Raw genomic sequence first — 23,298 nt, forward strand, 5'->3', positions numbered from 1 at the left:
ATTCATTGTGATAGACTTAAATTATGAAAATCTTAGCAATAAACAAACGGGCGACTTTTGACTATGAGATCCTGGAAAAGCGGGAGGGCGGTTTGGTGTTGTCCGGACAGGAGGTCAAATCGATCAAATCCGGACACATGAGCCTCAAGGGCGCATATGTCACTTCCCGCGGCTTGGAACTGTTTCTCACCAATTCCAATGTTCCCGCCTATCAGCCCAAAAACACCTCCGAAAGCTATGATCCCACAAGACCCCGGAAGGTCATGCTGCATAAACAGGAAATAAAAACCCTCCTCGGAAAGATAACCCAGAGAGGCTTGACATTGGTGCCAATTAAGGTATACTCCATACATGGTTTGATAAAGCTTGAATTCGGCATAGGAAAAGGAAAAAAGAAGGTTGATAAGCGGGAAGATATCAAGAAAAGAGAAGACAAAATGAGAATTGCAAGAGCTTTAAGACCTAAGGCCTAATTTTATTTAGTGCCTGACTAAGTTCATGATCATTGAAATGAAATTAGGATCCTATCGGGGATGAAATTTGGATTCGATAGGAATCTGATTTAAAGACTGCCAATTGAGCACGCCTGTAATCTCATAAAACCTTCGGGCAAATCATAAGTGCAAAATCACTTACAGAAAAAGTGGCATCTCTATTCAGAATGCCGTCTTTTTCAACCGCTATTGCTTAATTTAAGCCGATAGCCATCGAATTACCGATTCTTGGTAGGTAAACCTCGGTGTCATATTCCAGGATAGCGCTTGACCGCTTGGGATCAAGCCGCGAAAATACACCAAGCAAGGATCTACGGGTAACTTGGCTGTTCATCACCCATAGATCCCACTTCGAACAGCATATATTGGTAGAAGGTCTTTGAAGGGATATCTTACACGCGGGTTCAACTCCCGCCATCTCCACTTAATTTCCCACCCCCGCTTTCAGTTACCGGGTAAAACTTATTTTTTGATAAGTATTTCAGTTTCAAGAAAGATTCTTCAATCTCTGGTTTTTAATTAATATTCCAATAACTTAATTTAAAAATTATATATTCAGAAATTATTTAGGAATTAGAAATTAGAAATTAAAAATTAATTGTAAACATATAGCACAAAAAGAATTCAGGATAAACCACCAGATAAGACTGCCGGAAGCTTCAATTATCGGCGACGATGGAGAGAAGTTGGGCATTATGAGCATCAGCGATGCCTTGAGACTGGCGACCGAAAAAACCCTTGATCTCGTGGAAGTTTCTCCGAACCTCAATCCCCCGGTCTGCAAGATCATGGATTACGGGAAATTCCTTTATAAGATCGCAAAGCAGAAACGGCAGCAAAGCGCAAAACAGAAAACGGTAGGCACAAAAGGAATAAGGCTCTCGATCAGGATCGAGAAACACGATATGGAGTTCAAGGCAAAGAACGCCATCAAATTTATGGAAAAGGGCCACAAGGCGAAAATAGACATGTTCCTGAAAGGAAGAGAAAAAGCGAATATTGACTTTGCTCGGGAAAAGATCGAAAAATTCCTTCAGATGGTGCGCGAATTCGTAAAAGCGGACCCTAAAAACGCCGCAAAAGAGATATTCTCCGAAAAGGGCTTGCAAAAAACTCCACAAGGCTTTATAATCATCCTGGAATTTAAGAAATAAACCCAACCCTGCAGCTTTGCTACAGGGTATCAGGGTGGGTTTTTTACGAGAGGATTCGGCGCCGCCGAAACATTAAGTAGAAACCGTAATAATTAAGTTTAAATATTACAACAATGAAATCCAAAACAAGAAAAGCGGTAGCCAAGAGGTTCAAGATCACCAAAACAGGCAAAGTCATGGCAAGATCGGCCAATCAGGATCATTTCAACTCCAGAGAATCCGGCAACGTAACAAGAAGAAAAAGACTGGACAAGACAATATCAAGTTCACTGAAGAATGCCATCAAGAAACAGATTTAATAAGTAAAAGATAAACTCAACATATGACAAGAATCAAACGAGGGGTAATGTCCCATAAAAGAAGAAAGAATGTCCTGAGAAGAGCGAAAGGTTTTGAGAACGGTAAAAAGAACAAATTCATCAGAGCAAAAGAGCATCTGATGCATGCCGGAGTTTATGCATTCCGAGATAGACGCGCTAAAAAAAGGACAATGAGAGCATTGTGGCTGATCAGGCTGAACGCCGCAGTAAGAGAATACGGGATAAGCTACAGCAGATTCATAAACGCCGCCAAGAACGCAAAAATCGACATCGACAGGAAAGTCCTTTCAGATCTCGCATTGAACAATCCGGAGATATTTGCAAAGATCGTTGAAAAAGCAAAAACCCAGATCAAACAATAGCACGCATTTAAAAAAACAGCCTCGTATGGGTTGTTTTTTTATGTGATCAAACCCGATTATTTTTTAGATTTTTGGGCCTCATGAACTTCTCACTCTCCCTACCACCTATAATTATCAAAAGTCCAATTGATGATCTTTTCGGTATCTTTGAATCTATCCGATGAATTCAGGACGACGCTTACGATCTTATTGTTCGCATCGTCAGATCCCGCAACAAGAACCATGCATTCCCCCGCATCATCAGTAAACCCCGTCTTGCCACCTTCGATATTTTTCACTTTCCCCAAAAGCAGATTAGTGCTTTTTAATATATGCTTGGTTTTTTTGTCGGCCGACCAGACCTCGCCCCTTTGGATCTTCATATCCTCCCATATCCTTGAATAACGCAGGCCATAATCAAAGATCTGCGCAATTTCATAGGCAGTAGAATAATTCTCCTCCTGCTGGTCCAGTCCGGATGCATTGAAAAATCTGGTATTTTCAAGACCGAGCAATTCCGCTCTTTCATTCATAAGCCCGATAAAGTCCCCCGATTCCCCGTTCACATGCTCGGCGATCGCCTCTGCTGCGACATTATTCGAATTCACAAGCATGATCTTCAGAAGATCTTCCGCCATAATCTCTTCGCCCGCAAAAAGACCGTCTCTTTTTCCGCCTTTCTTTATGGCCTTTTCGGTTATAACGATCCTATCGGAAAGATCTATTTTTTCCATGGCTATAATGGCCGTCATGAGTTTCGAAAGGCTCGCAATCGGCATTTTTCTGTTTTCTTCTTTTGAAAAAAGAACTGCATTCGTTCCAATATCCATAACCACCGCCGACTTTGAGCTAATCTCCATTTCTTTTGCATCGTTGTTCTTTGAAGGCAATATACTGAGTTCGCTTCCGACTTTGAGATTTTCCATATAATAATTCCAATTAATTTTGTCGTCATTACCCGCGCTTGCGTCAACCGACCCTTCATTCACAACAGCGCCCAAAAGATCAGCTTCAGTGTTGCCTGAAGAAAATATGTATGTTTGGTTTATCAGGGCCATTATCAATATAGCGATTTTTTCTATCATTATTGGCTGTTATTATTTGATTGGTCTTGTGAAGGACCGGAGTCCGGAGTCTTTGTGTTCAGATCCGACGGTAAATCGCTTATGCCGGATCGTGATGCGTCAATTACGGTTTGCTCCGGTGATGCGCCGGCTTCTTGGACAATATCCTGTTTTTGCCCGGATGCGTCAGCTTCTTTTTGAGGCACTGCGCCTTCTTCCTTCGCCTCCGCATTTTCAACGAATCTTTCTTCCAGGATCTTCTTGTTTCTCAATTCTTCAAACCTCGGAAGATGTTCCGCCTTTTCCACTCCCAGCTTTTTTAAAAAATCGAAAGATATCCTATAGAGATATGTCCTCGCATCGCTTGGGTTGTCTATTCTCTCGACCAATCCTCTTATGAGAAGATGGCGAAGCGTAAAGCTGCAGTTCACCCCCCTGATCTCTTCGATCTTCGATCTCGGTATGGGTCCCCTATAGGCCACGACCGACAGAACTTCGAGCGCCGCGCGGCTGAGTTCGCCTTCGATGTCCGCTTTCATATAATTTTCAACATATTTGCTGTTTTCCCCGGCCGTGACCATCTGGACTTCCTTGTCTTTGATAAGTATCCTCAGCCCTCTAGCCTCTTCGTTGTATTTTTTGGCAAGATCAACCGCGGCATTTTCAAGGTCCGCAACCTCAATTGACGTATATTTTGAAAGTTTTTTGAAACTCATTGGCTCTCCCGAAATGAACAGCATGCTTTCTATGATCGATCCGATATTCATAATATTTTATTAGGATTTATTTTCATTTTTTTTAATCTTTATATCACCAAACATCTCCGCCTGTTCTATGACCACGATATTCTTCCTGACAAGTTCCAGCATGGCAAGAAATGTGACGATTACCTCAACTTTGGTTTTGGCATTCACAACGGCCTGGCTGAAAGTGCATTCGATCCTTTCCGAAAGATTGTGGAGTATATGTTCGATCTTATCCTTGATGGATATGACCTCTCTCATCGTTTCCTGCTTGAGATGGCTGACATCCGGAAGCTTGCTTATGACATCATCAAATGCTTTCGCAAGATCAGAAGCAACGATGCTTTCCGGCGGACAAAAAACCGTTTCCACCCCCAAATAGCTTTCTCTGGAAAAGAACATTTTCTTCCTCATTTCAAGCTTTTTTATCTCCTTGGAGATTTCTTTGAATCTTCTATATTCAATGAGCCTTGCCTTGAGCTCTTCTATGTCCTCTTCTTCCTCTTTTTCCAGTTCCAGCATAGGAAGAATGGCCTTTGATTTTATCAGTATCAATTTTCCCGCCACCAACAAAAAATCCGCCAGATGTTCCGGTGTGATGTCTTCCTTTGATCCCTCAAGATAGCCCAGAAATTGATCGGCGACCTGCGCAAGCGCAAGATCAGTGATCTCCAGTTTTTCCTTTTCGATCAGCTCCAGAAGAAGGTCCAGCGGTCCCTCGAATAGCTTTTCCTTGCTCTGCCAGTGATGCGCCTTTACAATATATGACATTTGAATTAAAATCGATTTAGGTGATTAACAATGTACATATTAAACAGCAGAATATATCCGTTCAGAGGCTTCGATGAACATTCATTCAAGGACTTCGGGGTCATAACAAACTCTGCAATGGAATATCTTCTCGCGGAGACAAAAACAGAATCTCCATGCTCGCTTATGGAAGCATTCAACGCTTCATTCAGAAGCGATGCACAAAAAAAACAAATAATGACCTCGATAATAGAGATTAAAACATCAAAAACATTCCCTTTCCTGAAAATATCCAAGATCATCGCAAGCTGAACAGCTCGCGTTTTTTTTATCTCTTTTTCATCTTTTTCTTCGCCTCGGAAAATGCGCCTTTTATCATATCTTCGATCTCAATGAACTTTTTAGTTGCCATTTTTACCGATCTCTCATAATCGCCCGAATTGATCACCAAATTCTTGTTTTTCAGAAGGCTCTTGTCTATAAATGCCGTCATTTTATTCAACGATCCCAGCGGGATCGTTGCGCCGACTTTTCCCTTCAGATTCTTTCTCATCCAGTTTTCTTTCGCAAACTCAACAGCTTTCACGGTTTTTTCCCCTTTTTTTTTCAGCCACTTATTAACCTCTTTCAGAAGCTTTTTCTTGTCCAGGTTCTTGTTGGCGGGAATAAGCGCAAGAATATGTCTTTTTGCGTCAATTTTCATCACCAGAGTTTTCACGACCTCTTTCGGATCGATATGCTGCGTCTTCGCATTATCAAGCGCCGTAAAAACAGTCCTATGATCGATGACTTCGTGCTTGACCTTGTTCTTCTCAAGCAATTTTTGAAGATCTTTTAATATAGCCATGGTGTTAATTTAACGACTTAGCCAAAAATAAAAAGTTTTAGTCATTGGAAATTGAGTTGACATTTGAGCTTTGACGTTTGACATTTGCCTAAAGCCTTCTTTCGATCTCATCATCAATTATCTCTTTCAGTCCGTCTTTCACTTTTCTTCTGACCTTGTCCTTCAGTCCTGTAAATTCGATGCCTGCGATCTTTATGCTTTCCCGGCCCTTCCCGCCCCTGTCCTCTTCGGCTTCATTTTTTTTCCTCTTCGCGCCCGCTCCGGCACGATCCGCGCTATACTCGATGCTTTTTTCATAGAGAGCGAAAATGAACATCACAACGAAAAATACCATTCCGGAAGCGATCTCGGTATCCAGGAACATTCCCCCAAGGCCGAAAGCATTGATAGTAACGGAGTCGAGATATAGCAACAACAGAATTGTCATAAATGACGCCCAAATGAAGAGGGCCAGGATCTGTCCGATCCAAGATATGCTCCTTTTAAGTTTCGAGGTGTTCTTTGAAATGAGACCGCCAGTGGACCAGAAGAAGATAATTCCAACGGGAGATATCATCCAAAGCATAAGCACAAAAAATATTCTAAGGGAGTAATTGATCGCACCTTCAAATTGGCTGCATGAATAAAAAGGATGGTTGCATGTGCCGTAAACCGCGCCTCCCGCACCGGAATAGTCATCGTTTCCATATGACAATGCCTCCTGTTTCACCGAGAATGACCCGACCAGAACCAGGATCATGAACATAAGACCGATCAATTTGGCTTGGTACATTTTTTGTATTTTCATATTCCTCCTTTTTAGTGTTAACTCTGTCTCTATTTTAGCAAAATATCGATATTTTGACAAATTCGTCTTATTGTAAATTATCGCAAACTTCCGCGATCTATTGCCCGCACTTGTTCACAATATTGCCATTATCACCTTGCTTGCATATCATAAAAAAAAATGAGGATTTTCCTCATTTATTGTCATCCCAGAAGATCCACGGGTTCCACGGTATATATATTCCTGATGAAATTTTCATATCGCCTGAATAGCTCTTCGGGTGATCCGCTCTCTTTATTGAAGCATTCTGCGAATTCTCCGGCAATCTCTTTGATTATCCGCAATTCCGCTTCAAAAAATACTTTTCTCTCCTTTTTGATCAAAACCTGATCCGTTGTGCCGGATGGCTTATTTTTTTCGGCATATGTCTCCCGATAATAAAGGATCACAGCCACAGCGACCGCATCAACCTTGCCTTCTATTCCGCGCGCTATCGCCTCATAGATATATTTTTTCAGCTTTGCCGAAACTTCGCTTCCGATAACGGGATATTTTTTATATCCGAAGTATTGCGCGGCATGCCCCCAATATGGCTCAACCAGCTTTTCGAGGCGAATCATCCTTTCCTTTTCCTCTTCGGGCGTCGGTATTTTCAAGGTTTTCATGAGGCTCCGAGAGCTGATCAATCCTCTTTTCACTTCAGCTTCAAATGGGGCCCTGTCCACATTGATCCCTTTCAGCATAAGCGCGTCGACGGCCTCTTCCAGTTCAGGAGGAATATCTTTTGCGATCTCTTCATAACGATCCTTGCCTATGATCCTTTTAAGCCATTCCTTGTCCCGGCCATGATCCCTGTCCGAAGGATTGAATGCATGTGTAGTTTTTATCATGTCGTCAGGATAGTCGATCCTGGCAAAAAACTTCAAAGCCCGGATGACTCTGTACATGATAAACGGGTTATTGTGCCTGGAAGTATTGTCTATTGCGATTCCCATATCGTTTTTATCCCGGGGATTCGACGCATAAAAACCTGTCATAAATTTTCCATTGGCATTTCCGCAGAAATAATTCATAACGACCTCCATCCTGTCGGATATGTGTGTGAGTTTCTTCAGTTCTTCGGGTATTTCCGGAAGATGTTTCAAAAACAAAGTTTTTGGCTCCATCTCCCTGATCATCCAAAGTATGAATATGTTCGTAACCGGATCCGACTTTCCAATAAAATCTGCATATTTCTTTTTCTGGTCATTCTGCATAAGAGCACCTCCTCTATATAGCCTTAAGACGGCTAAAAACGCTTTTTCCCGCCCAAAAAGCGCATTCAGCGGCCTTAATGGCTTTTAAACAAAGAACACTCCTTTTGACGTTTAAATATATATCCAAACGAGCATTGTGTCAATCGCCGGATGCGCAAAAAAATCAGACACATTTATTTGAAAAAATCCATAAAAAAAAGACGAATAGTTATTATTATTGTTCGTCTTTATATGCCAGGCTGATCCTCCTGGCCATGATGTATTTCTCATTTTTAGAAATAGCGTCATGAAGATTTTGTATTTTTCTTGAATCCCCCTTGACCCGGACGGTGATTCTTGCATGAGATGTGGAATGGGACAATATGACACCCCTATCCTCCAATTCCATTTTTTCTATAAGCCCTTCTATGTCCCTTTTAGCCTCCTCTCCCGTGAAAGTCACATCCTGCACATCCACTGTCAAACTCGCTCCGTTTGTTTCTATATAATCCGCAACGTTCTGCATAGATCCTTCCTCCTTTTTTTAATATCATTTTTGTTTTAAAAAACAGCTCCCTTCAAGCTGTTATCTTATGACTGAATTCGGCTATCAGATTAAATCACAAGAAAACGGCTCGAAAATCAGGAGCTAGTAATTCCAGATTCAATAACATATCGATCAATGTTTTCGTTCCAATATTTTTCATAGATACAGAATAACATAATAAACAAAATTGTCAATGCAAACGGAAGATATGCAGACCGACAATGGTCACAGATACGGCCGGTCAGTCTTTCATGGACTTATAAATTTTCAGAAGTTCTTCCACTCTCCCATCAATGGCCTTGGCGATCTTTCCATCAATAACCCCATTTTCAACTTGCCGGTCAGCTGAATATAAAATCCCGTCTATGCGCCCTTCCTCTTCAGTTCCGTCCAAAAGGTCAATTGCTTTTCGTATCAGATCCCGCTTTTGATGCTCCAGACCCGCCTCAGCAAAGATCTCAGCTTCCTTAACCTGAAGACCGATCTGCGCCTCAACATATTCATTCGGATCTTTTTCTTCATTGACGATATCGTACTCGGTCTTATTCCATTGCAAAAACTCCTGAGTAAAAACAATATCGTCGGGACCGTTTTCTTTGAGCAGCTCTTTCAGCCTTGAAATGCGTTCTTCCTGCTCTTCTTTTCTTTTCTCCTTCCTGATAGCCGCATCGATCTCGATCTGTCCGGTTGTCAGGAATAATTCATCATCCTTGATATTTCCGATTTTTTCAAACATATGGAATAATAAATAATTAGATCTGCTATGTCCTGTCAAAATATGATTTCCGGTCATAGTTTTCCTCGAGTTTTTCGATCTCTCTCTTTTCTTCAGGATCGATGCCTGAAGCGAATTTGATTATCATAGGCTTTATGGAAATTCCGCCTCTCACTGTAAAGTCGGCCCAGATCCTCATATATTTCGGACCTATTTTCTTCCAGATATCTCTGAATATCTTGTTGGCGACATCTTCGTGAAAATTTCCTTGATCCCTGAATGAGAAAAGATATAATTTCAATGACTTGCTTTCAAGACAAACTTTGTCCGGAACATAAACTATCTCGATCCTGGCAAAATCGGGCTGTCCTGTGATCGGGCACAGAGTTGTAAATTCGTTGCACACGAATGGTACGAGATAATCGACATCACGATTTTTGTTTTCAAAAACAGCCAAGCGGATCGGGCCTTTGTTTGCGATTTCTTTTCCGCAATTCTGCTTGTCTGAATAAAGCATTTTTTGTTTCTTCATGTCTTGAGACATTTATATGGTTATGTGCTTTTAAACTATCCATCACGAAGGATCGCTCTGCACGTCGCACCTCCCGACACATCCTGAGAAAGTAAGGTCATACGCTTTGAATTTTCCTTCCTTCGACCTGATCTTCAGAACCCCCGAAACGGGAAAATCCGCTTTTATGATCTTATACGCCCTATATCCTGCAATATGGATATTTCCCAAGTCATCAACATCCTCGCCCCTGATCTCCTTCGGAAGCGGATCCCCTTCGAACATCACTTCCGCTCCCGCCTCTTTTCCAAAAGGCTCCATAACAAGATCTATCTCAGTGGCATTAAAATTCAGATATATCGATGAACCGACCTTCTGGGTCTGAATACAGCCGGGCGCGGAAAAAAACTCTCCCTCAAGCGCCATCTCGTTTTGCGGAATTATCCTCGGACGTTTGTATAAAGCATCCTTGTCCGGAACATATCCGGAAGCATTCGCAGGAATCCCTTTTTTATAGCCAAAATGAATATCGGGCGTAGCGGAAAAACAAATATTATTCGTTCTTTCAGTGACCATCTCGGGAGATTTGACCTTTGTCTTTTTCATCTTGAGCAGCTCCTGGATAATTTTATCAAGCGTCGCATACCCGCCCTCCCCTATGTGGCAATAGACCACTTCGCCATTTTTGTTTATCAAGTAGTTCGTAGGCCAATACTTATTCTTGAATCTCTTCCAGTTCTTATATTCATTGTCCAGCGCGATCGGCCAGTACATATCATTATCGATAAGTTTCCGCTTCACGCATTGGGGTCTTTTTTCAAACTCGAACTGTGGAGTGTGGATCCCGATCATCAGAAACTTCTGGTCTTTATATTTATTCCAAAGTTCTCTCATGCGCGGAAAAGACCTTGAGCAATTCACGCAGGTAAACGACCAGAAATTTACCAGAACGACGTAGCCCGAAAGATCTTTTTCGCTCAAAGGCTCGGAGTTAAACCATTTATTGCTCGTTATTTTTAGTTTCATAGATTTCGGTGAAATTTTGAAATATAAATGCTTCAGCCCTCCCCGGCTTTTCTCATAGATAAACGCTGATCCTTGCACAAATTGCCGTTCAAAAAAACAAAAAAACAGCACAAGACCTATTGATATTTTTATCGAATAATAATGTTCTTCTTGGTTAGCATAAATAGTTATTTAACCTCAAGAAAAAATTATCGTCTTTAACTCGCTGCTTGATCCGCTAATTCAAATGTAGCATAAGAATACCACCAAATAGCCAAATGTCAATAGTACCGGGATGCTCACGGATCTGATCCTAAATATATACGCGTCAATGAAACTTCTTGGATACTTGACATTTCCGTTTTTTTTCTTTAGCATCATCTTCAGGAGGGCTGAATATGCCTGATTATGTAATATTAGCTGTCATGGCTTTAGTGGTAATATATTGGCTATTGTCCGTATTTACCGCTATAAGAAGAAGACGGAAACAAACTCAAAACGACAACAGAAGGAAAGAAGAACTGAACAAGTTCTTCAAACTGGACATAATAGATCCAACAGAAAGCAAGGGAGCCCTGAAAACCGTCGAGGTCGTCGTCACTTTGCCAAAAGGAGAAGAATGCGACATTGAAGCAACCGACGATTTGTACGAAAAAAGCAATTCCCGATATAGCAGTTTCGTGCCAAGCTTTAAATCTGCCGGAGAACAGAAAATCATTGAGGACGGCGCTACTGTCATAAAAGTATCTCAGAAATTTGAAGTAAAATCCGCCACCAGAACGAAAATATCCGTAAAAGTCGGAGACTGGTGCACAACACTTGCCGAAAAGACTGCATTTATCCCACCGCAATAAGAGAAAAACGCTTTCTCTTTTTTATTTTGCGCAAAGAAGGATAGATAGCGATCAGCTGCCGCATTACCAGCTCATTGGGCCTGATCTGACCCCCTCTGAAATCAAACCATACCCGCACAAAATCAGATCTCCTGATCTTCCTTATCCTTCCAATCTCAGGATCCTGCAGATAAATAGATCTCTTATCCAATCCAACCGCCACCGAATAATGTCCGTCTGCCATTTCCGAACCCGAATTATCCGGCCTTCCTCCCGTAAACCAATTAACGATCACGGGAATGCCGCCATCAAGCCAGTTTTGAATATCACGATAGTTGCTCCGGTTCTTTACCCTTACCCTGAAACCCAGCCCCTCCGCTGCTTTTTTGATCCCGGAGTCATCAACTCCGAGACGCTTATTCCATCCGGAAAGTTCCGCAAGTTCCTTTTCTGTTTTTTCAACACCATAAAAACGCAAAACCATCTTCAGGCTTGCGGGACCGCAATAGCTCATATTTAATGTCTCTTGAAAAGGCTTTACTTTCAAAATCATACTTATCGCTTAGCCGCTAGACATGACTATATCAATTTCTTTTCTTCAGAGTTCCTTATAACCTCCTCCATATTCTCATATTCATATTGCTTTCCCTGCACTTTTGTCGCTTCCTCGTCATATTCTTCCCAAGGAAACAGGTGTATATCGCTTGAAAGTCCGAGTTTTTTCGCCTCAAGCTTGTCCAGGGTTCTGGTTTCATTGGTAAGCTTCCCATAAAATATCTCATCGGCATAATTGTTCTTCTGATAGGAAAAATCCATATGATCTGCTGCATACAATATCTTCGAATCGGAAAATTTTTCCTTGAGATCCTTCGCTGCCGTCTGCGAAGCCTGTCCGAAGCAATGGTTATTCTCAACCAGAAGGAAAGTGGGTTTGTGATTGAAGCTGACATATTCCGGAAAACCGAGGATCTTCCTAAGCTGTACCTTTCCATCCTTGAAAAAATATTTGTACTGCATCGGAACGATCCTAAGCATCTTCAACTTGAAAGCAAGAAAAGTTCCGGGAAAATTCCCTCCCCGAAGAAGAGGCACCACGGCATCTATCTTGGTCCCGCTTTCCCTTACATATTTGTATACTTTCCCAAAAAGTGAATCCAGAGTCTGCCCATATTCACCCCAGGTTATCCTCGCAAAGTCCTCCCTCGTGTATTGCTCCGTATATGGCATATTTTTATTTTATTTATTATTTATAATATTTTCAACTATACGCTTCATATTTTCAGGCCTTAGGTCTGTCTTTTCCAGATCCTCCAGGGACAGCCACTCCGGCACATGCGACCCTTCATAGAGACCATTGTCTGCATATTCCGGACCATTGCCGCATCCGACTTCCCCTCCCAAGACCCGGCATATATGGAACCGGTGTTCCTGATCGACCCCATCAAAAGCGACAATCTCGCTGCAGACATATTTTTCACTCGCAACCTCGACCCCCAATTCCTCCATGCATTCTCTTTTCAACGCCATAATCTCATCTTCGTCCTCCTCATCCACTCCGCCTCCCGGAAAAACCCAATAGTCATCATCCGCCTTGATCCTGTGTATCAGCAAAATCTTGCCGTTTTCAACTATGATCGCCCTGACTCTTTTTTTCATTGATCGAATATTATTTTCTTGTAATTATATTTTTTCAGATCCTCCTCCAGCTCGTTGTATTTCATTCCGGCAAGAAATCCTCCCGCGAATGGAAGTTCCTGCGTGACATCGGCAAGACAAAAATCCGGCATCTTGAAATTGTCTTTTTCCGTCATAGTTTTAAATTCAAAATCCGCCAGAACCAAACCCTTCAATTCATCCTGAAAAATACCGATCTCCGCCATATGATCTTCGGACGGATAAAAATATCGCAATTTCCTGATCTTTCTTCCTTTGGCCTTTTCCAATATTTCAAATTCCTCACTGGAAAGCTTGATCGTATGTTCGTACTGGCACGAAGAATCTCTGCCTTCAACGGGAGTTTTTTTCGTTATCTCATAACTTTCCCCTCTTTTCCTTATTCTGAGGATCGGATGTCCCTCTTTTCGCGGAATATAGAGATCGCGGATCTCAACATGCTCGCAGTCCATCATATCCGAAGGTATTTTTTTGACCAGAAACGTTCTCTCAAGTTCTATTTCCATGCCATTATATCAGTTACTTTTATGTCATTTTAACATTTTTCTGACAGCTTAGCAACAATAAAAAATAGCCTTTTTAAAAGGCTATCGGTTATTATTCCATTTTGTTCAATGGCTTTATCGGATATCTTCCTCCGAAACATCCGCTGCAGATCCCGCAGTTATAGGTTCTTTTTACAACCTCATTGAGGCCTTGCAAGCTCAGATAGATAAGTTCGTCCGCCTCGATTATTTCCCTGATCTCTTCGATCGTTTTGTTGTAAGCTATGATCTGGCTTGTTTCCTGGTAGTCCATGCCGTTGGGACAGACATTCGTAATGGGAGGCGATGCGATGCACACTATCACTCTTTTTGCTCCTGCGCTTTTCAGCATTTGGACAATTATTTTCATTGTCGTGGATCTGACTATTGAGTCGTCAATGACTATAATGTCCTTCCCTACGACTTCGCCTTTCTTAAGGTGCAGTTTCTGCTCGACTATTCTCTTTCTTTCCTCGAAAGTCGGAGCCGTAAAAGACCTTGATTGAAGGATCTTGTAGCTGTGTGTCCTCTGGAATATCTCGTCGTACGGGATCTTAAGCTCTCTGGCAAGCCCTATGGCAGCGTGCTTTCCCGAATCGAGTATGGGTATCACGACTTCTCCTTTTATATGGGGATTCTCAAGAGCGATCTGGCGGCCTGTTTCTTTCCTGAAATCTTCATGATAGCAGCCGTGATACAGCGTTCTTGGATTGGAAAAATATATTCCTTCAAATATGCAAAAGCATTCATCAGGTTCGGCATACTTCAGCCTTGTGAAATCTTTCTTACCCTTTCGGAATATGATCATTTCTCCGGGCGGAACGTCGAACAGGAATTTCGCCTGTGGAAATTGATCAAAAGCGATCGTCTCAGAACAAACCAGATATCCTTTATCGCATTTGGCCACGCTTAGCGGACGAACTCCGAATCTATCCCTTATGGCATATAGCTTTTCCTCAGTGAGAATGAGCAGAGAATATGCCGCTTCAACTTGCGTTAATGCGTATATTATCGCTTCATCTATCGTCTTTTTTCCGGAATTCGCGATAAGATGCACCAGAAGTTCCGTATCCGTGGTTGATTGGAAAACCGCGCCTTTTTCGAGAAGCATGTCCTCGATCTTTCTCACATTTACGAGCGTTCCGTTGTGCGCGATCGCAAAAGAACCGTATTTCGATTTCTCGATAATGAGCGGCTGCACATTGGCAACATCCAGATGATTTCCCTGAGTGGGATAGCGATTATGGCCTATGGCGATCCTTCCCGGCAAACCGTCATTGAACGCATCCTGTTTATATTTGCTGAACTGGGTGCTCACCGATCCTATTCTTCTTTTTTGAAAAAAATTTCTTCCTCTTTTGCTGATTATGCCCACAGCGGATTCTCCTCTATGCTCCTGATGAAGGAGGCATTGAAAAACGCGATATGACGCGCTTTCTATATTCACGGCAGCGGCTAATGCGCAATTTTCCGGAAATATCTTCCTGAGATCAAAATTCGTTTCACCTTTTAAGCTTCCTTTCAGATATAACATGTTTTTTCTCCTTTTTTCGTCAACATTCGATTTTCAAATAGCACTTTCTCTTTATTCTAACAGATATGGCCACGCTTGCAAATGAAAAAAAATGGATCGTTGTCCATTTTGATGGGTCATATTTTTGTTCCCTCCGGGATCACTTTTGCGCAAGTTAAACATAGGATATAGGATACGTTTTGCACCTTTTTTACCTGAACATCGCGCTCCTTACAGCAGAATTCCGCAATGGGACACACCTCAAACATATCCTCGATCTCCTTCCTTAAATCTTCGTTTTCCATATTTTTGCTCACCTGATAAATAAATAGCATATTGATCGAGTTCTGACAATCCCCATGGCGGCAAATTCAGCACTGCGATCCGAAATCTTTTTCCGCATAGAAAAAAATGACTCTTAAAGTCATTAGTTTTTATTATTTTACCTTCTTTCCCAGATCGGAATTTCCAGCAGTCTTTCAATAATTTCATTTCCGAAATATGCCTTTGAATGATCCCTGATCTTCTTGTTCTTCATTATATATTCGAAGAAGATTCTTCCCGTATCGATATAGGAACTGTCAGTGGATAATTTTACTTCGTTAAACTCCACCAGCATCATCTGGTCATATGTGGGATTTTCTACATTCACGGTTCTTGCGGACATGAATCCGATCCTCAGCTTATCCCTCCTTAACATTCCGTATTCCTTCCGCATAAACTCGGATCCGAAAGACTCCGGCTCATAGATGTTGTCAAAATACCAATTCCAGACATCGTCGGGCACCTTCTTGAAATCCCGCCTTTGCCGGAAACTTACATAATTCATAAATCCTCGGAATGACAAATAGTGGGAAACGTGATTCCTTCTTGGAAATAGAACTTCATAGGTTCCCCTGTCATTAATTCCATCTCTGTAATACGGAGTGAGCTCGGTTTTATCGCTGAATCTGACGTATGCCACTTCCTCAAAGCTGAAAAATGCATGTTGCGGAAAGCCGATAGGCTTGGCGATCGTGACAGCCAGGGTCGGAACGAATTTCCGCCAATCGTCCTTGGGATGCGCGCAATCGAAATACACTTCTTCGCGCGCTTCCCCTTTTGCAAAACGGTCCTGAGAACCGGTTTTTCGCGACATGAAGCCATATGGCAGAGGCAAGGACAATTTTTCAATTGTGCCTTCTATGATATGTTTCATCCGGTCGAATTGGATGCGCTCTTCTGTGTAATGATGCCCATACAGGTTCTGCCTTTCTTCGCACGAGATTATATTCTCCGGAACAAGTCCGACTTCGATGCTTCGGGCCAGATGCGGAAATATATATATCGCGGAATAGAGAATTCCATTCAAAGCGTTGATCCGCTCATTCACTTCATCTCCGGTCAATTCGCCGCTTTTTTCCTTGAGCTCCGTAAAGAGTTTGTTTATTCGCTCATTCATTCCCTGAATGCCGTTCTCTTCGAACATCGAAAGATATGGCAGCATGAGAAGGAAGTGCTTGACCTTCACCTCAACATTCGAACCTATCTTTTTGTCCTGAAATTCCTGCAACTTCAAAAGAAGATACCTGGCATTGTGTTCGGCGCCGTCATAAACTATGCCAGTTCCCCTGCTTCCCGCAAGGACATGGCGCAATTCAAGCTGCACTTCACTGTGAGCCTTTTTTGCATCATCCTCCTGCCGGATAATGTTGTTCAACTCTTCCAAGAATTCACCTAGGGTGTTGTTAACGAACTTTTTTATTGCTTCATCTTCCATTATTTCGCCTCCATTTGAAATAAATTCATTATAGTTTCGCTAAATATGATTCTCTAGCGAACAGAACATGATAACATAAATCTATAAAATGTCAACGATCTTTTATACACTAAAAAAGACGCATTTTATACGTCTGATTTCAACCCGACGTTTCACTATTTCCCGTCAGAAGCACCACCTATATGCTTGAAAATATGCTTGCCGTATTTTGGATGCGCATTCCTTTCTTTCGCCAGTTTTTCATACTCCGCCTTGATGCTTTCGATCGGCGGAACATCCAATCCTTTCAGCTTCAAAAATACGAGCGGATCGAACACGGCTTCCCTTCCGATCATCACGCCCCTGCAGTCTTTGAACTTTTCGACGTCTTCTTTCGTTTTTATGTCCCCGTTTGCGATTATATTCTTTCCTGTTTTCACGCATTCGGCGATGACCGTCCAATCGGCCTTATCGGCATAGGTTTCTTTTGCATGCCGTGCATGCATAACGAAATAATCCGCATCGACATTATTTATGAGATTCAGATATACTTTTCTGTCCTTTTCGAATTGGTTTAGCCCGGGTCTCATTTTTATGCTCGCCTCATAGCCGAAGCTTTTGATCATATCAATAAGCTTTTTCACTTTTGAGATCCTTTTTATCATCGCCGCTCCATGACCGGAGCGCACTTCTTCCGGATCCGGACAGCCTAAGTTAAAATTGAATCCGCGGAATCCCTTTTCGGGCTTATACTCCGAAAGGAAACTGCGAAGAGAATCTTCTTTGTGGCCGATCAGCTGGATCGTGCAAGGAGTGTCGTCATAAAGCCTTATTCTTTCCCAAGCAAAGGGATCGCCTTTTGCCAGAGCCTCAAGGCTCGTCATTTCCGTGAAAGTCATATCCGCGCCATGGCAAATCGAACGGAAACATGAATCCGTCATATTCTCGATCGGCGCCAGCATATAATAGAATTTGTTTTCCATAAAGAATTGTTTATTTAATATTCATCCTAATCAGTATAAATTAGTAATCAATTTAATACAAGGCAAATGCATCCTCCGGGTCTCAGTCAAAATATCCGATCAAAAAATAAATGGGTTTATGCCGCAGCATTCACCCATTCGGTTTGCAACTCTGCCGTTGCTTGTTTTAAGGCCTCCAGCAGAAGATATGTGATCCTGCTCGAATCGTATTTTATCCCCGGCCAATGAAATGGCTGGCGATTCACTTCAACATTAATATCCCTTCCGTCTTCGAAATGAGACTGGAGATCCAACTTGATCTTCTGCTTCATTTTATTGATAGCTTTTTCTTCCTCTTCGTTAAGTTCTTCCATGGCCTTGCCTCCATTTGAATATACTTTTTGTTTCGATACTATTCCTGAACATAACATGAAAGTCTATCAGTTCCCTGAAAAAAGTCAAGCCTTCCCCCTGACAGCCTTCCCCCTGACAGAATTCTATATCGGACTATATGAAAAAAGAATATGAAAAAGTCATATTCCTGTTATTTTGATGTAGTGTTTTTCTCTATGGAAACGTTTATACCTGCCGATTTCAACATCTGCATCTGAGTGCTGTTTGAAGGATCGAGGGGCTTTGATCTTGTTACAAACCCCATAAGTACGTCCCAGGCCTCCAGTTGCTCCTTTAGTCCGGGATATACAACCGTTACATCGCCCGCGAAAGAGCCATCTCTGTTTCTTACAGCAAAGTTCTTGCCTCCGTCAACTGAGACCAAATTGTAATTCAGACCTTCAGTCCCGTTATAATTGGTCATTCCGCTTTTGAACACAATATGGCTTCTGTACCATTGCTGATCCTCTCGCATTCCCGAATCGAGATCCTGTTTCACCAGATATCCGGCAACAAATGTTATTGCCATAAGGATACATACTACCGCTATAGTTTTTTTGTCGAACAATTCAATAACCTCCTTGTCTTAATTTCCGACTTATCATTATAATATATTTTATACAAATGTCAAGAGCATGCCCTATCAGAACTTTACGCGCCTAACTAAAAATAAATCTTACCGGATCGGGAAATCTTCTGGCATTTTGTTCGATATCCTTTCCCGATCCATATCCATCAAGCTCGTCCCATAGATTCTTTTCCTCAATTTCACGATAATATTCTTCAGTGATCGCCTGAAGATGCAAATGCTCGAACCAATTTCCATTGAAAGGAGGTTTGCCGATTTTGGCAAAAACGTCGCCTATCCCGAACTCATCTCCAACCTCACATTCCACTTTCCTGTCCAAATGCGCATATATGAGATACAAAGACTCTGATCTATTCTTCAAAATAACTCTCGTCCCCCAGCCTCCCACTTCAGGATAATCATCGTCAATTTTGACCACTTCCGCATCAAAAGTCGCCGCGATCGGAGTTTCGGCTCGCGCGCTGATATCTATCCCTAAATGGACATAGATCTTTTTTTCATCAAGATAACTCCCCTTCCACAAAAAGCTCCTGTCTTCCATCCATCCGCCATAGGAAAGATCCAGATTATATTTCCCGTTGGTGTCATTGACCATTTCCCGGCACACATTCGGATCCAAAAACGAATCCTTTCCTTGATCAAACTTCTTGCCCGCGATCCACCTTCTCGCCTCAAGATCCAAATTCACATATCCGAATTTCTTGTTTTTTAGGGTTGGAAAAATCATATATAAGATTATTGAAAAAGATTACACAAAAACCAGCACGGCGAATGCCATGTTAAGGGTATGTCGACAAACTCACTAACGTCGCTTGTTAGCTTTTTGCCTGTTGCGCTTCGATGTGCTTGCCCTTGATCTCCTGGTGATGGTGGTGTGCTTCTTCATTCCTGTGCAAATTAAGATTATACCTAATTATACTCTTCTTGATCAACTCGGTACAATACAATTTTAAAAGCACCGAACTTATGATTTTGAATGTTTTATTTGCCTGATCCAAACGCAGACCTCCGTCACTTGTCTTGACTTTTCTTAATATTAATTTATACTGCCTTGTTGAGTTTATCATAAACTCTACGCGAAAAGAAGTTGATAAAATGAGATCAGTAAAAAGTGTATTTGAAGATTACGCAAAGATCGACGGATTTTTGAACGGAATTGTGAAAAGATTGGAAAAGAATAACCCGGATCTGGCGGACATGATCGCCAGTGAAATGGAACACGAAAAAGAAGAAAATGCAAAAGAAAGAATATTCGAAATGATGCTTCTTGCCAGCGAGGTCATGGGGTTAACGGATCCCGAAGATCCCGACTTCGTCATAATCCTGCCGAATAAGAAGCTAAAAAAACACAAATCGACAATAACAGAGATACGTCCGGAATACTTCTCAGAACTGATGCCGCCCATCTACAAGCTGAATGATGACACAAACAAAAAGGGAGCATCTAAAGGTTTGCCGGAAGTTCCTTTTCCCAACATCTGGAACAAGATATTGAAAATAGCAATAACCGCATCTGATTCAAGAAAACATAATTTATCCCAAAATCGAAAATAATTATTCGAAAAAGCGCGACAACTATAAGGTCAGCGCTATTTTTTATATTCCAAGACGCAAAATAAAAAAGAGGTGGAATACCTCTCGTATCTGTTATATTCTTTAGATATGTTTTGAAGGGCTAACATAAATTTTCATTTGATATTTACCCTTTTCTGTTTTAACGTGAACGATCTGATCCACTTGCCAGAGATCAGAATATATCCACACGTCTTCATCTCCCCATACTAATGACGGCTTTGTTTCTTTTATGAAATCCAGCTCGACCACTTCGCTTTTTTGCAGACGCATCGGCAAATTGATAATATACGTTACCCCCCTTGATTCCATTGGTCTTTCACATGGATATATCAGGCATTTCATTTCATTCGAACCTCCGATTGTTTTAGTCACAAGGACTAAACTGGCTGCCGTTTAACTACGGACAATTTAATCATTGTGACGATAGAAAAGATGACTTTGTATCATATATTGATATTTCCAAGCTGTCAAACACATGCCGAAACCCGGCCTTAATATATAAAGAAGTATCGTGTTTATCCTAAATAAAAAAAGGGTAAATGGTACCCTTAAACTTTGTATTTTGATTTATTGAGACTTTTTATGGAACATCATCCCGTCATATATTACACGAGAGCTACTTCCTCTTTCAGAATGGCTTTCAATATCAGAACCAGATCGTTCAAATTTTCTTCAAACTCCTTGTCAGTGATCCGGATCTTCAGTCCATTATATGTTCTATTGTTGCATCCGCCCGGATTGAATTCATTTGTCAGATCATCCGGTTCGCCGATTTGCGCGTCCGAATCAACTATTGCAACAACTCTATTGCCGGAAAGCAAGATTACTTTCGGATAATTTCCCCTATCGAGAGAAAGTCCCGCTTCCTTTGCTGCGGCAGAAAACATACTATAATATACGTTCCTGCCTCCGTTCCTCAGTTTATGAGGTAATATAACTTTGTCCATTTGTATTCCTCCATAGCAATACCTCTGTTTGATATTATTCAATTTCTCGATCTCCCGGGAAATAGAATTTGCCACAAATATTTCATCGTGACCGGTCAGTATAGCAATTTTCGGTGAAATGTCAATTGTTAATTTTTTATTGACTTTTCCCGCCAGGATCCAAATTCAGAACTCAAATATGCAACGATATATTGGGCCATTGAAAAGAGCCCTTTCGAATAAAGGCCCTTTTACTAGTTCGGGAACAGGGATTCGAACCCCAATTAGTTGCTCCAGAGGCAACTGTCCTACCGTTAGACGATTCCCGAATAAACATAAAACATGAAACACATAGCTTGAAACATTGTAATACAGAACTTAAAAACTTTCAAGTCCCTGCAATATGTTTCGGGTTTTATGCTTCATGCTTCAAGATCTTCCTTATATCTTCAGATATCTCCTGATGGCGATCACGCTGCTTATCACGCCAATTCCCACGCCCATTGAAAGCAGCAATAATGTGATATTGTAAAGATTTCCGATAAAATAGTTATTAAGATCGAATCCCGGTATGAATTGCGCGATCTTTGGAGAAACATAGGAAACGGCCGGAAACATCAGCGCGATCGCAACCGCACAGCTTACGACACCAAAAACGATTCCCTCGATGATAAATGGCATCCTGATATACCAATTCCCCGCACCGACCAGCCTCATGATCTCGATCTCAGTCTTATGCGCATACATTGCAAGCCTTATAGTATTGAATGCGACCATAACGCCGATAAGCACGAAAAGAACGCTGAGCGCCAATATGCCTTCCTTGATGGCCGCAAGAATATTTGAAAAATTATTTATCGCAGTCTCATTCTCTTTGAAATTCACTTTTTCGATTATATCCTTGTAGTTCTCGTTTCCGACTACGAAATTATCTATATCTTTATACTGATCGAGCTCGTTTGCCTTCACATTGAGAACCGCAAAAAGCGGATTATCCCCCAATTCCGTCAATGAATCATTGATATAACTGTCATCCTTATGCGCTTCTTTGAAATTCGTAAGTGCCTGATCCTTCGATATATATTCAACATTTTTTACATCACTCCGTCCCTGAAGATCCTTCTGAAGCTCCAGGATCTTTCCCTCATCCGCGTTGTCTTTGAATTGCACTGTGATATCGATCTTCTCCTTCAATGCCCCGAGAGCATGATCTCCGATCGCATCCACTGCAAGCATCACCGTCACCGTGAAAAGAGATATAACCAGAATTATGACCGTTGCGACATTAAGCCATATATTTCGGAGGAGGTCCTTGCTTGCGGAAACCAGAAGTCTTTTTATTTTATTTCGAAACATCTATTTTGCTCTTAATTAAATAATATATTTTCCCTTATCCAGCTGATCCTTGATTATCCTTCCCCTGTCAACCGTTATAACGCGCTTGTTGATCAGATTCACGATCTCTCTGTTGTGTGTTGCAAGAACGATCGTCGTTCCAAACTGGTTGATCTTCATCAGAAGCTGAACGACATCCCACGTGTTCACAAGATCCAAATTTCCCGTCGGCTCATCCGCAATTATTATGTCAGGCCTGTGCACCAGTGCTCGCGCTATTGCAGTCCTCTGTTTCTCTCCGCCCGAAAGTTCATTGACATAGCTGTTATATTTTTTCAGAAGTCCCACGATCTCCAGGACCTGCGACACGTCTTCCCTTATATCTTTGTCCGATCTTCCCGAAACTTCCATAGCGAAAGCCACATTCTCAAAAACGGTTTTCCTGTCCAAAAGCTTGAAGTCCTGAAAAACAACTCCGATGTGGCGCCTCAGGATCGGCAGTCTTCCGCTTTTTATCTTGCTTATATCTTTCCCTCTTATAAGGACATTTCCCTTGCTTGGCTTTTCTTCAGCAAAAATCAACTTCAATAAAGTTGATTTTCCCGCGCCGCTTTGGCCTACTATTGAAACAAACTCGCCGCTCGAGATGGAAAAATTTATGTCCTCCAAGGCCGTAGCGTTCGTATTATAATACTTATAGACATCATCAAAAACTATCATCTTGTTTTCAAAATTTACATTTCT

General features: G+C 41.7%; 33 protein-coding genes, 1 tRNA gene and 1 other RNA gene. 8 read left to right on the forward strand and 27 right to left on the reverse strand.

Annotated features, from left to right (window positions below; translation table 11 throughout):
- The first annotated feature begins 23 nt into the window (after positions 1-23).
- The 5 genes from smpB (at position 24) to rplT (ending at position 2,330) form a co-directional block, all read left to right on the forward strand.
- Positions 24-473: an SsrA-binding protein SmpB gene (gene smpB, locus WC788_02140; GenBank protein MFA6096411.1), complete on the forward strand. Its 450-nt coding sequence runs from the start codon at positions 24-26 to the stop codon at positions 471-473.
- A gap of 56 nt (positions 474-529) precedes the next feature.
- Positions 530-920, forward strand: a transfer-messenger RNA (tmRNA) gene (gene ssrA, locus WC788_02145).
- A gap of 182 nt (positions 921-1,102) precedes the next feature.
- Positions 1,103-1,648 (forward strand): translation initiation factor IF-3, encoded by a 546-nt coding sequence (gene infC / locus WC788_02150; GenBank protein MFA6096412.1) that lies wholly within the window; start codon positions 1,103-1,105, stop codon positions 1,646-1,648.
- Positions 1,649-1,761: 113 nt separating this feature from the next.
- Positions 1,762-1,947 carry a 50S ribosomal protein L35 gene (locus WC788_02155; protein ID MFA6096413.1) on the forward strand — a complete coding sequence of 62 codons (186 nt, stop codon included), beginning with the start codon at positions 1,762-1,764 and terminating at the stop codon, positions 1,945-1,947.
- A gap of 23 nt (positions 1,948-1,970) precedes the next feature.
- On the forward strand, positions 1,971-2,330 hold the full coding sequence (gene rplT, locus WC788_02160; GenBank protein MFA6096414.1) for a 50S ribosomal protein L20: 360 nt from the start codon (positions 1,971-1,973) through the stop codon (positions 2,328-2,330).
- Positions 2,331-2,428: 98 nt separating this feature from the next.
- Here rplT and WC788_02165 read toward each other — a convergent pair whose 3' ends face one another.
- Genes WC788_02165 through WC788_02175 form a run of 3 tightly spaced genes read right to left on the reverse strand, consistent with a single transcriptional unit; the run spans position 2,429 to position 4,887 of the window.
- Complete coding sequence (locus tag WC788_02165) at positions 2,429-3,394, reverse strand: serine hydrolase (protein MFA6096415.1); 966 nt, start codon at positions 3,392-3,394, stop codon at positions 2,429-2,431.
- A complete protein-coding gene (gene scpB / locus WC788_02170) occupies positions 3,394-4,140 on the reverse strand; it encodes an SMC-Scp complex subunit ScpB (GenBank protein ID MFA6096416.1) in 747 nt (248 codons plus the stop codon). Before scpB ends, WC788_02165 begins: the two co-directional genes overlap by 1 nt.
- A 9-nt stretch (positions 4,141-4,149) precedes the next feature.
- Positions 4,150-4,887 carry a segregation/condensation protein A gene (locus tag WC788_02175; GenBank protein ID MFA6096417.1) on the reverse strand — a complete coding sequence of 246 codons (738 nt, stop codon included), beginning with the start codon at positions 4,885-4,887 and terminating at the stop codon, positions 4,150-4,152.
- 30 nt (positions 4,888-4,917) lie between these two features.
- Between WC788_02175 and WC788_02180 the strand changes: the two genes are divergently transcribed.
- Positions 4,918-5,178 (forward strand): hypothetical protein, encoded by a 261-nt coding sequence (locus WC788_02180; protein ID MFA6096418.1) that lies wholly within the window; start codon positions 4,918-4,920, stop codon positions 5,176-5,178.
- A gap of 16 nt (positions 5,179-5,194) precedes the next feature.
- On the opposite strand, the gene WC788_02185 is transcribed toward WC788_02180, so the two are convergent.
- From WC788_02185 to WC788_02215, 7 genes are all read right to left on the reverse strand, one after another.
- Positions 5,195-5,713, reverse strand: coding sequence for a YbaK/EbsC family protein (locus tag WC788_02185; GenBank protein MFA6096419.1), 519 nt, complete (start codon positions 5,711-5,713; stop codon positions 5,195-5,197).
- Positions 5,714-5,801: 88 nt separating this feature from the next.
- Positions 5,802-6,500: a hypothetical protein gene (locus WC788_02190; protein MFA6096420.1), complete on the reverse strand. Its 699-nt coding sequence runs from the start codon at positions 6,498-6,500 to the stop codon at positions 5,802-5,804.
- A 182-nt stretch (positions 6,501-6,682) separates the two neighbouring features.
- Entirely contained in the window at positions 6,683-7,735 is a 1,053-nt protein-coding gene (locus tag WC788_02195) for a hypothetical protein (GenBank protein MFA6096421.1), read from the reverse strand.
- 214 nt (positions 7,736-7,949) lie between these two features.
- Entirely contained in the window at positions 7,950-8,240 is a 291-nt protein-coding gene (locus tag WC788_02200; protein ID MFA6096422.1) for a hypothetical protein, read from the reverse strand.
- 262 nt (positions 8,241-8,502) lie between these two features.
- Positions 8,503-8,997, reverse strand: a complete 495-nt coding sequence (locus tag WC788_02205) for a hypothetical protein (protein MFA6096423.1) — start codon at positions 8,995-8,997, stop codon at positions 8,503-8,505.
- A gap of 25 nt (positions 8,998-9,022) precedes the next feature.
- Positions 9,023-9,493, reverse strand: coding sequence for a preQ(1) synthase (gene queF / locus WC788_02210; protein MFA6096424.1), 471 nt, complete (start codon positions 9,491-9,493; stop codon positions 9,023-9,025).
- A 57-nt stretch (positions 9,494-9,550) separates the two neighbouring features.
- Positions 9,551-10,513 (reverse strand): redoxin domain-containing protein, encoded by a 963-nt coding sequence (locus tag WC788_02215; GenBank protein ID MFA6096425.1) that lies wholly within the window; start codon positions 10,511-10,513, stop codon positions 9,551-9,553.
- Between the two features lie 377 nt (positions 10,514-10,890).
- Here WC788_02215 and WC788_02220 point away from each other — a divergent pair, with 377 nt between their 5' ends.
- A complete protein-coding gene (locus WC788_02220) occupies positions 10,891-11,346 on the forward strand; it encodes a hypothetical protein (GenBank protein MFA6096426.1) in 456 nt (151 codons plus the stop codon).
- On the opposite strand, the gene WC788_02225 is transcribed toward WC788_02220, so the two are convergent.
- The 12 genes from WC788_02225 to WC788_02280 form a co-directional block, all read right to left on the reverse strand.
- Positions 11,330-11,839: a C39 family peptidase gene (locus tag WC788_02225; protein ID MFA6096427.1), complete on the reverse strand. Its 510-nt coding sequence runs from the start codon at positions 11,837-11,839 to the stop codon at positions 11,330-11,332. The two genes, WC788_02220 and WC788_02225, sit on opposite strands and share 17 nt — an antisense overlap.
- A 65-nt stretch (positions 11,840-11,904) precedes the next feature.
- Positions 11,905-12,552, reverse strand: a complete 648-nt coding sequence (locus WC788_02230; GenBank protein ID MFA6096428.1) for a hypothetical protein — start codon at positions 12,550-12,552, stop codon at positions 11,905-11,907.
- Between the two features lie 9 nt (positions 12,553-12,561).
- Positions 12,562-12,981: an NUDIX domain-containing protein gene (locus tag WC788_02235; GenBank protein ID MFA6096429.1), complete on the reverse strand. Its 420-nt coding sequence runs from the start codon at positions 12,979-12,981 to the stop codon at positions 12,562-12,564.
- Positions 12,978-13,505, reverse strand: coding sequence for a CYTH domain-containing protein (locus WC788_02240; protein ID MFA6096430.1), 528 nt, complete (start codon positions 13,503-13,505; stop codon positions 12,978-12,980). The genes WC788_02235 and WC788_02240 overlap by 4 nt, the downstream gene beginning before the upstream one ends.
- A gap of 91 nt (positions 13,506-13,596) precedes the next feature.
- Positions 13,597-15,057: an amidophosphoribosyltransferase gene (locus WC788_02245; GenBank protein MFA6096431.1), complete on the reverse strand. Its 1,461-nt coding sequence runs from the start codon at positions 15,055-15,057 to the stop codon at positions 13,597-13,599.
- 116 nt (positions 15,058-15,173) lie between these two features.
- Complete coding sequence (locus tag WC788_02250) at positions 15,174-15,341, reverse strand: hypothetical protein (GenBank protein MFA6096432.1); 168 nt, start codon at positions 15,339-15,341, stop codon at positions 15,174-15,176.
- Positions 15,342-15,478: 137 nt separating this feature from the next.
- Positions 15,479-16,795, reverse strand: coding sequence for a hypothetical protein (locus WC788_02255; protein MFA6096433.1), 1,317 nt, complete (start codon positions 16,793-16,795; stop codon positions 15,479-15,481).
- 155 nt (positions 16,796-16,950) lie between these two features.
- A complete protein-coding gene (locus WC788_02260; protein MFA6096434.1) occupies positions 16,951-17,757 on the reverse strand; it encodes a tRNA-dihydrouridine synthase family protein in 807 nt (268 codons plus the stop codon).
- Between the two features lie 116 nt (positions 17,758-17,873).
- Entirely contained in the window at positions 17,874-18,110 is a 237-nt protein-coding gene (locus WC788_02265; protein ID MFA6096435.1) for a hypothetical protein, read from the reverse strand.
- Between the two features lie 170 nt (positions 18,111-18,280).
- Entirely contained in the window at positions 18,281-18,697 is a 417-nt protein-coding gene (locus WC788_02270) for a hypothetical protein (protein MFA6096436.1), read from the reverse strand.
- Between the two features lie 91 nt (positions 18,698-18,788).
- Complete coding sequence (locus WC788_02275) at positions 18,789-19,445, reverse strand: peptidoglycan DD-metalloendopeptidase family protein (protein ID MFA6096437.1); 657 nt, start codon at positions 19,443-19,445, stop codon at positions 18,789-18,791.
- Between the two features lie 88 nt (positions 19,446-19,533).
- Positions 19,534-19,716, reverse strand: coding sequence for a hypothetical protein (locus WC788_02280; protein ID MFA6096438.1), 183 nt, complete (start codon positions 19,714-19,716; stop codon positions 19,534-19,536).
- A 97-nt stretch (positions 19,717-19,813) separates the two neighbouring features.
- Here WC788_02280 and WC788_02285 point away from each other — a divergent pair, with 97 nt between their 5' ends.
- Positions 19,814-20,272, forward strand: a complete 459-nt coding sequence (locus WC788_02285) for a hypothetical protein (protein ID MFA6096439.1) — start codon at positions 19,814-19,816, stop codon at positions 20,270-20,272.
- A 102-nt stretch (positions 20,273-20,374) separates the two neighbouring features.
- Here WC788_02285 and WC788_02290 read toward each other — a convergent pair whose 3' ends face one another.
- The 5 genes from WC788_02290 to ftsE form a co-directional block, all read right to left on the reverse strand.
- Positions 20,375-20,635: a hypothetical protein gene (locus WC788_02290; protein ID MFA6096440.1), complete on the reverse strand. Its 261-nt coding sequence runs from the start codon at positions 20,633-20,635 to the stop codon at positions 20,375-20,377.
- A 263-nt stretch (positions 20,636-20,898) separates the two neighbouring features.
- Positions 20,899-21,240, reverse strand: coding sequence for a hypothetical protein (locus WC788_02295; GenBank protein ID MFA6096441.1), 342 nt, complete (start codon positions 21,238-21,240; stop codon positions 20,899-20,901).
- A gap of 237 nt (positions 21,241-21,477) precedes the next feature.
- A tRNA-Gln gene (locus WC788_02300) sits at positions 21,478-21,548 on the reverse strand.
- A 112-nt stretch (positions 21,549-21,660) separates the two neighbouring features.
- Complete coding sequence (locus WC788_02305; protein ID MFA6096442.1) at positions 21,661-22,575, reverse strand: permease-like cell division protein FtsX; 915 nt, start codon at positions 22,573-22,575, stop codon at positions 21,661-21,663.
- Positions 22,576-22,590: 15 nt separating this feature from the next.
- Positions 22,591-23,274 carry a cell division ATP-binding protein FtsE gene (ftsE, locus tag WC788_02310; GenBank protein MFA6096443.1) on the reverse strand — a complete coding sequence of 228 codons (684 nt, stop codon included), beginning with the start codon at positions 23,272-23,274 and terminating at the stop codon, positions 22,591-22,593.
- Positions 23,275-23,298 lie beyond the last annotated feature (24 nt).

Source organism: Candidatus Paceibacterota bacterium (assembly GCA_041661265.1).
GTDB lineage: Bacteria > Patescibacteriota > Minisyncoccia > JAHIHE01 > JAGLIN01 > JBAZUT01.

Bases quoted from the DNA above. Each gene is read 5' to 3' on its own strand.
- WC788_02245 (MFA6096431.1), bottom strand. From the start codon at position 15,057: ATGTTATATCTGAAAGGAAGCTTAAAAGGTGAAACGAATTTTGATCTC.
- WC788_02190 (MFA6096420.1), bottom strand. From the start codon at position 6,500: ATGAAAATACAAAAAATGTACCAAGCCAAATTGATCGGTCTTATGTTC.
- WC788_02200 (MFA6096422.1), bottom strand. From the start codon at position 8,240: ATGCAGAACGTTGCGGATTATATAGAAACAAACGGAGCGAGTTTGACA.
- WC788_02220 (MFA6096426.1), top strand. From the start codon at position 10,891: ATGCCTGATTATGTAATATTAGCTGTCATGGCTTTAGTGGTAATATAT.
- WC788_02230 (MFA6096428.1), bottom strand. From the start codon at position 12,552: ATGCCATATACGGAGCAATACACGAGGGAGGACTTTGCGAGGATAACC.
- WC788_02225 (MFA6096427.1), bottom strand. From the start codon at position 11,839: ATGAGCTATTGCGGTCCCGCAAGCCTGAAGATGGTTTTGCGTTTTTAT.
- WC788_02250 (MFA6096432.1), bottom strand. From the start codon at position 15,341: ATGGAAAACGAAGATTTAAGGAAGGAGATCGAGGATATGTTTGAGGTG.
- WC788_02235 (MFA6096429.1), bottom strand. From the start codon at position 12,981: ATGAAAAAAAGAGTCAGGGCGATCATAGTTGAAAACGGCAAGATTTTG.
- scpB (MFA6096416.1), bottom strand. From the start codon at position 4,140: ATGAATATCGGATCGATCATAGAAAGCATGCTGTTCATTTCGGGAGAG.
- smpB (MFA6096411.1), top strand. From the start codon at position 24: ATGAAAATCTTAGCAATAAACAAACGGGCGACTTTTGACTATGAGATC.
- WC788_02185 (MFA6096419.1), bottom strand. From the start codon at position 5,713: ATGGCTATATTAAAAGATCTTCAAAAATTGCTTGAGAAGAACAAGGTC.
- WC788_02285 (MFA6096439.1), top strand. From the start codon at position 19,814: ATGAGATCAGTAAAAAGTGTATTTGAAGATTACGCAAAGATCGACGGA.
- WC788_02260 (MFA6096434.1), bottom strand. From the start codon at position 17,757: ATGGAAAACAAATTCTATTATATGCTGGCGCCGATCGAGAATATGACG.
- WC788_02175 (MFA6096417.1), bottom strand. From the start codon at position 4,887: ATGTCATATATTGTAAAGGCGCATCACTGGCAGAGCAAGGAAAAGCTA.
- WC788_02240 (MFA6096430.1), bottom strand. From the start codon at position 13,505: ATGGAAATAGAACTTGAGAGAACGTTTCTGGTCAAAAAAATACCTTCG.
- WC788_02295 (MFA6096441.1), bottom strand. From the start codon at position 21,240: ATGGACAAAGTTATATTACCTCATAAACTGAGGAACGGAGGCAGGAAC.
- WC788_02255 (MFA6096433.1), bottom strand. From the start codon at position 16,795: ATGGAAGATGAAGCAATAAAAAAGTTCGTTAACAACACCCTAGGTGAA.
- WC788_02215 (MFA6096425.1), bottom strand. From the start codon at position 10,513: ATGAAACTAAAAATAACGAGCAATAAATGGTTTAACTCCGAGCCTTTG.
- WC788_02155 (MFA6096413.1), top strand. From the start codon at position 1,762: ATGAAATCCAAAACAAGAAAAGCGGTAGCCAAGAGGTTCAAGATCACC.
- WC788_02165 (MFA6096415.1), bottom strand. From the start codon at position 3,394: ATGATAGAAAAAATCGCTATATTGATAATGGCCCTGATAAACCAAACA.
- WC788_02290 (MFA6096440.1), bottom strand. From the start codon at position 20,635: ATGAAATGCCTGATATATCCATGTGAAAGACCAATGGAATCAAGGGGG.
- WC788_02195 (MFA6096421.1), bottom strand. From the start codon at position 7,735: ATGCAGAATGACCAGAAAAAGAAATATGCAGATTTTATTGGAAAGTCG.
- WC788_02265 (MFA6096435.1), bottom strand. From the start codon at position 18,110: ATGGAAGAACTTAACGAAGAGGAAGAAAAAGCTATCAATAAAATGAAG.
- WC788_02305 (MFA6096442.1), bottom strand. From the start codon at position 22,575: ATGTTTCGAAATAAAATAAAAAGACTTCTGGTTTCCGCAAGCAAGGAC.
- WC788_02205 (MFA6096423.1), bottom strand. From the start codon at position 8,997: ATGTTTGAAAAAATCGGAAATATCAAGGATGATGAATTATTCCTGACA.
- queF (MFA6096424.1), bottom strand. From the start codon at position 9,493: ATGCTTTATTCAGACAAGCAGAATTGCGGAAAAGAAATCGCAAACAAA.
- ftsE (MFA6096443.1), bottom strand. From the start codon at position 23,274: ATGATAGTTTTTGATGATGTCTATAAGTATTATAATACGAACGCTACG.
- WC788_02275 (MFA6096437.1), bottom strand. From the start codon at position 19,445: ATGATTTTTCCAACCCTAAAAAACAAGAAATTCGGATATGTGAATTTG.
- WC788_02180 (MFA6096418.1), top strand. From the start codon at position 4,918: ATGTACATATTAAACAGCAGAATATATCCGTTCAGAGGCTTCGATGAA.
- rplT (MFA6096414.1), top strand. From the start codon at position 1,971: ATGACAAGAATCAAACGAGGGGTAATGTCCCATAAAAGAAGAAAGAAT.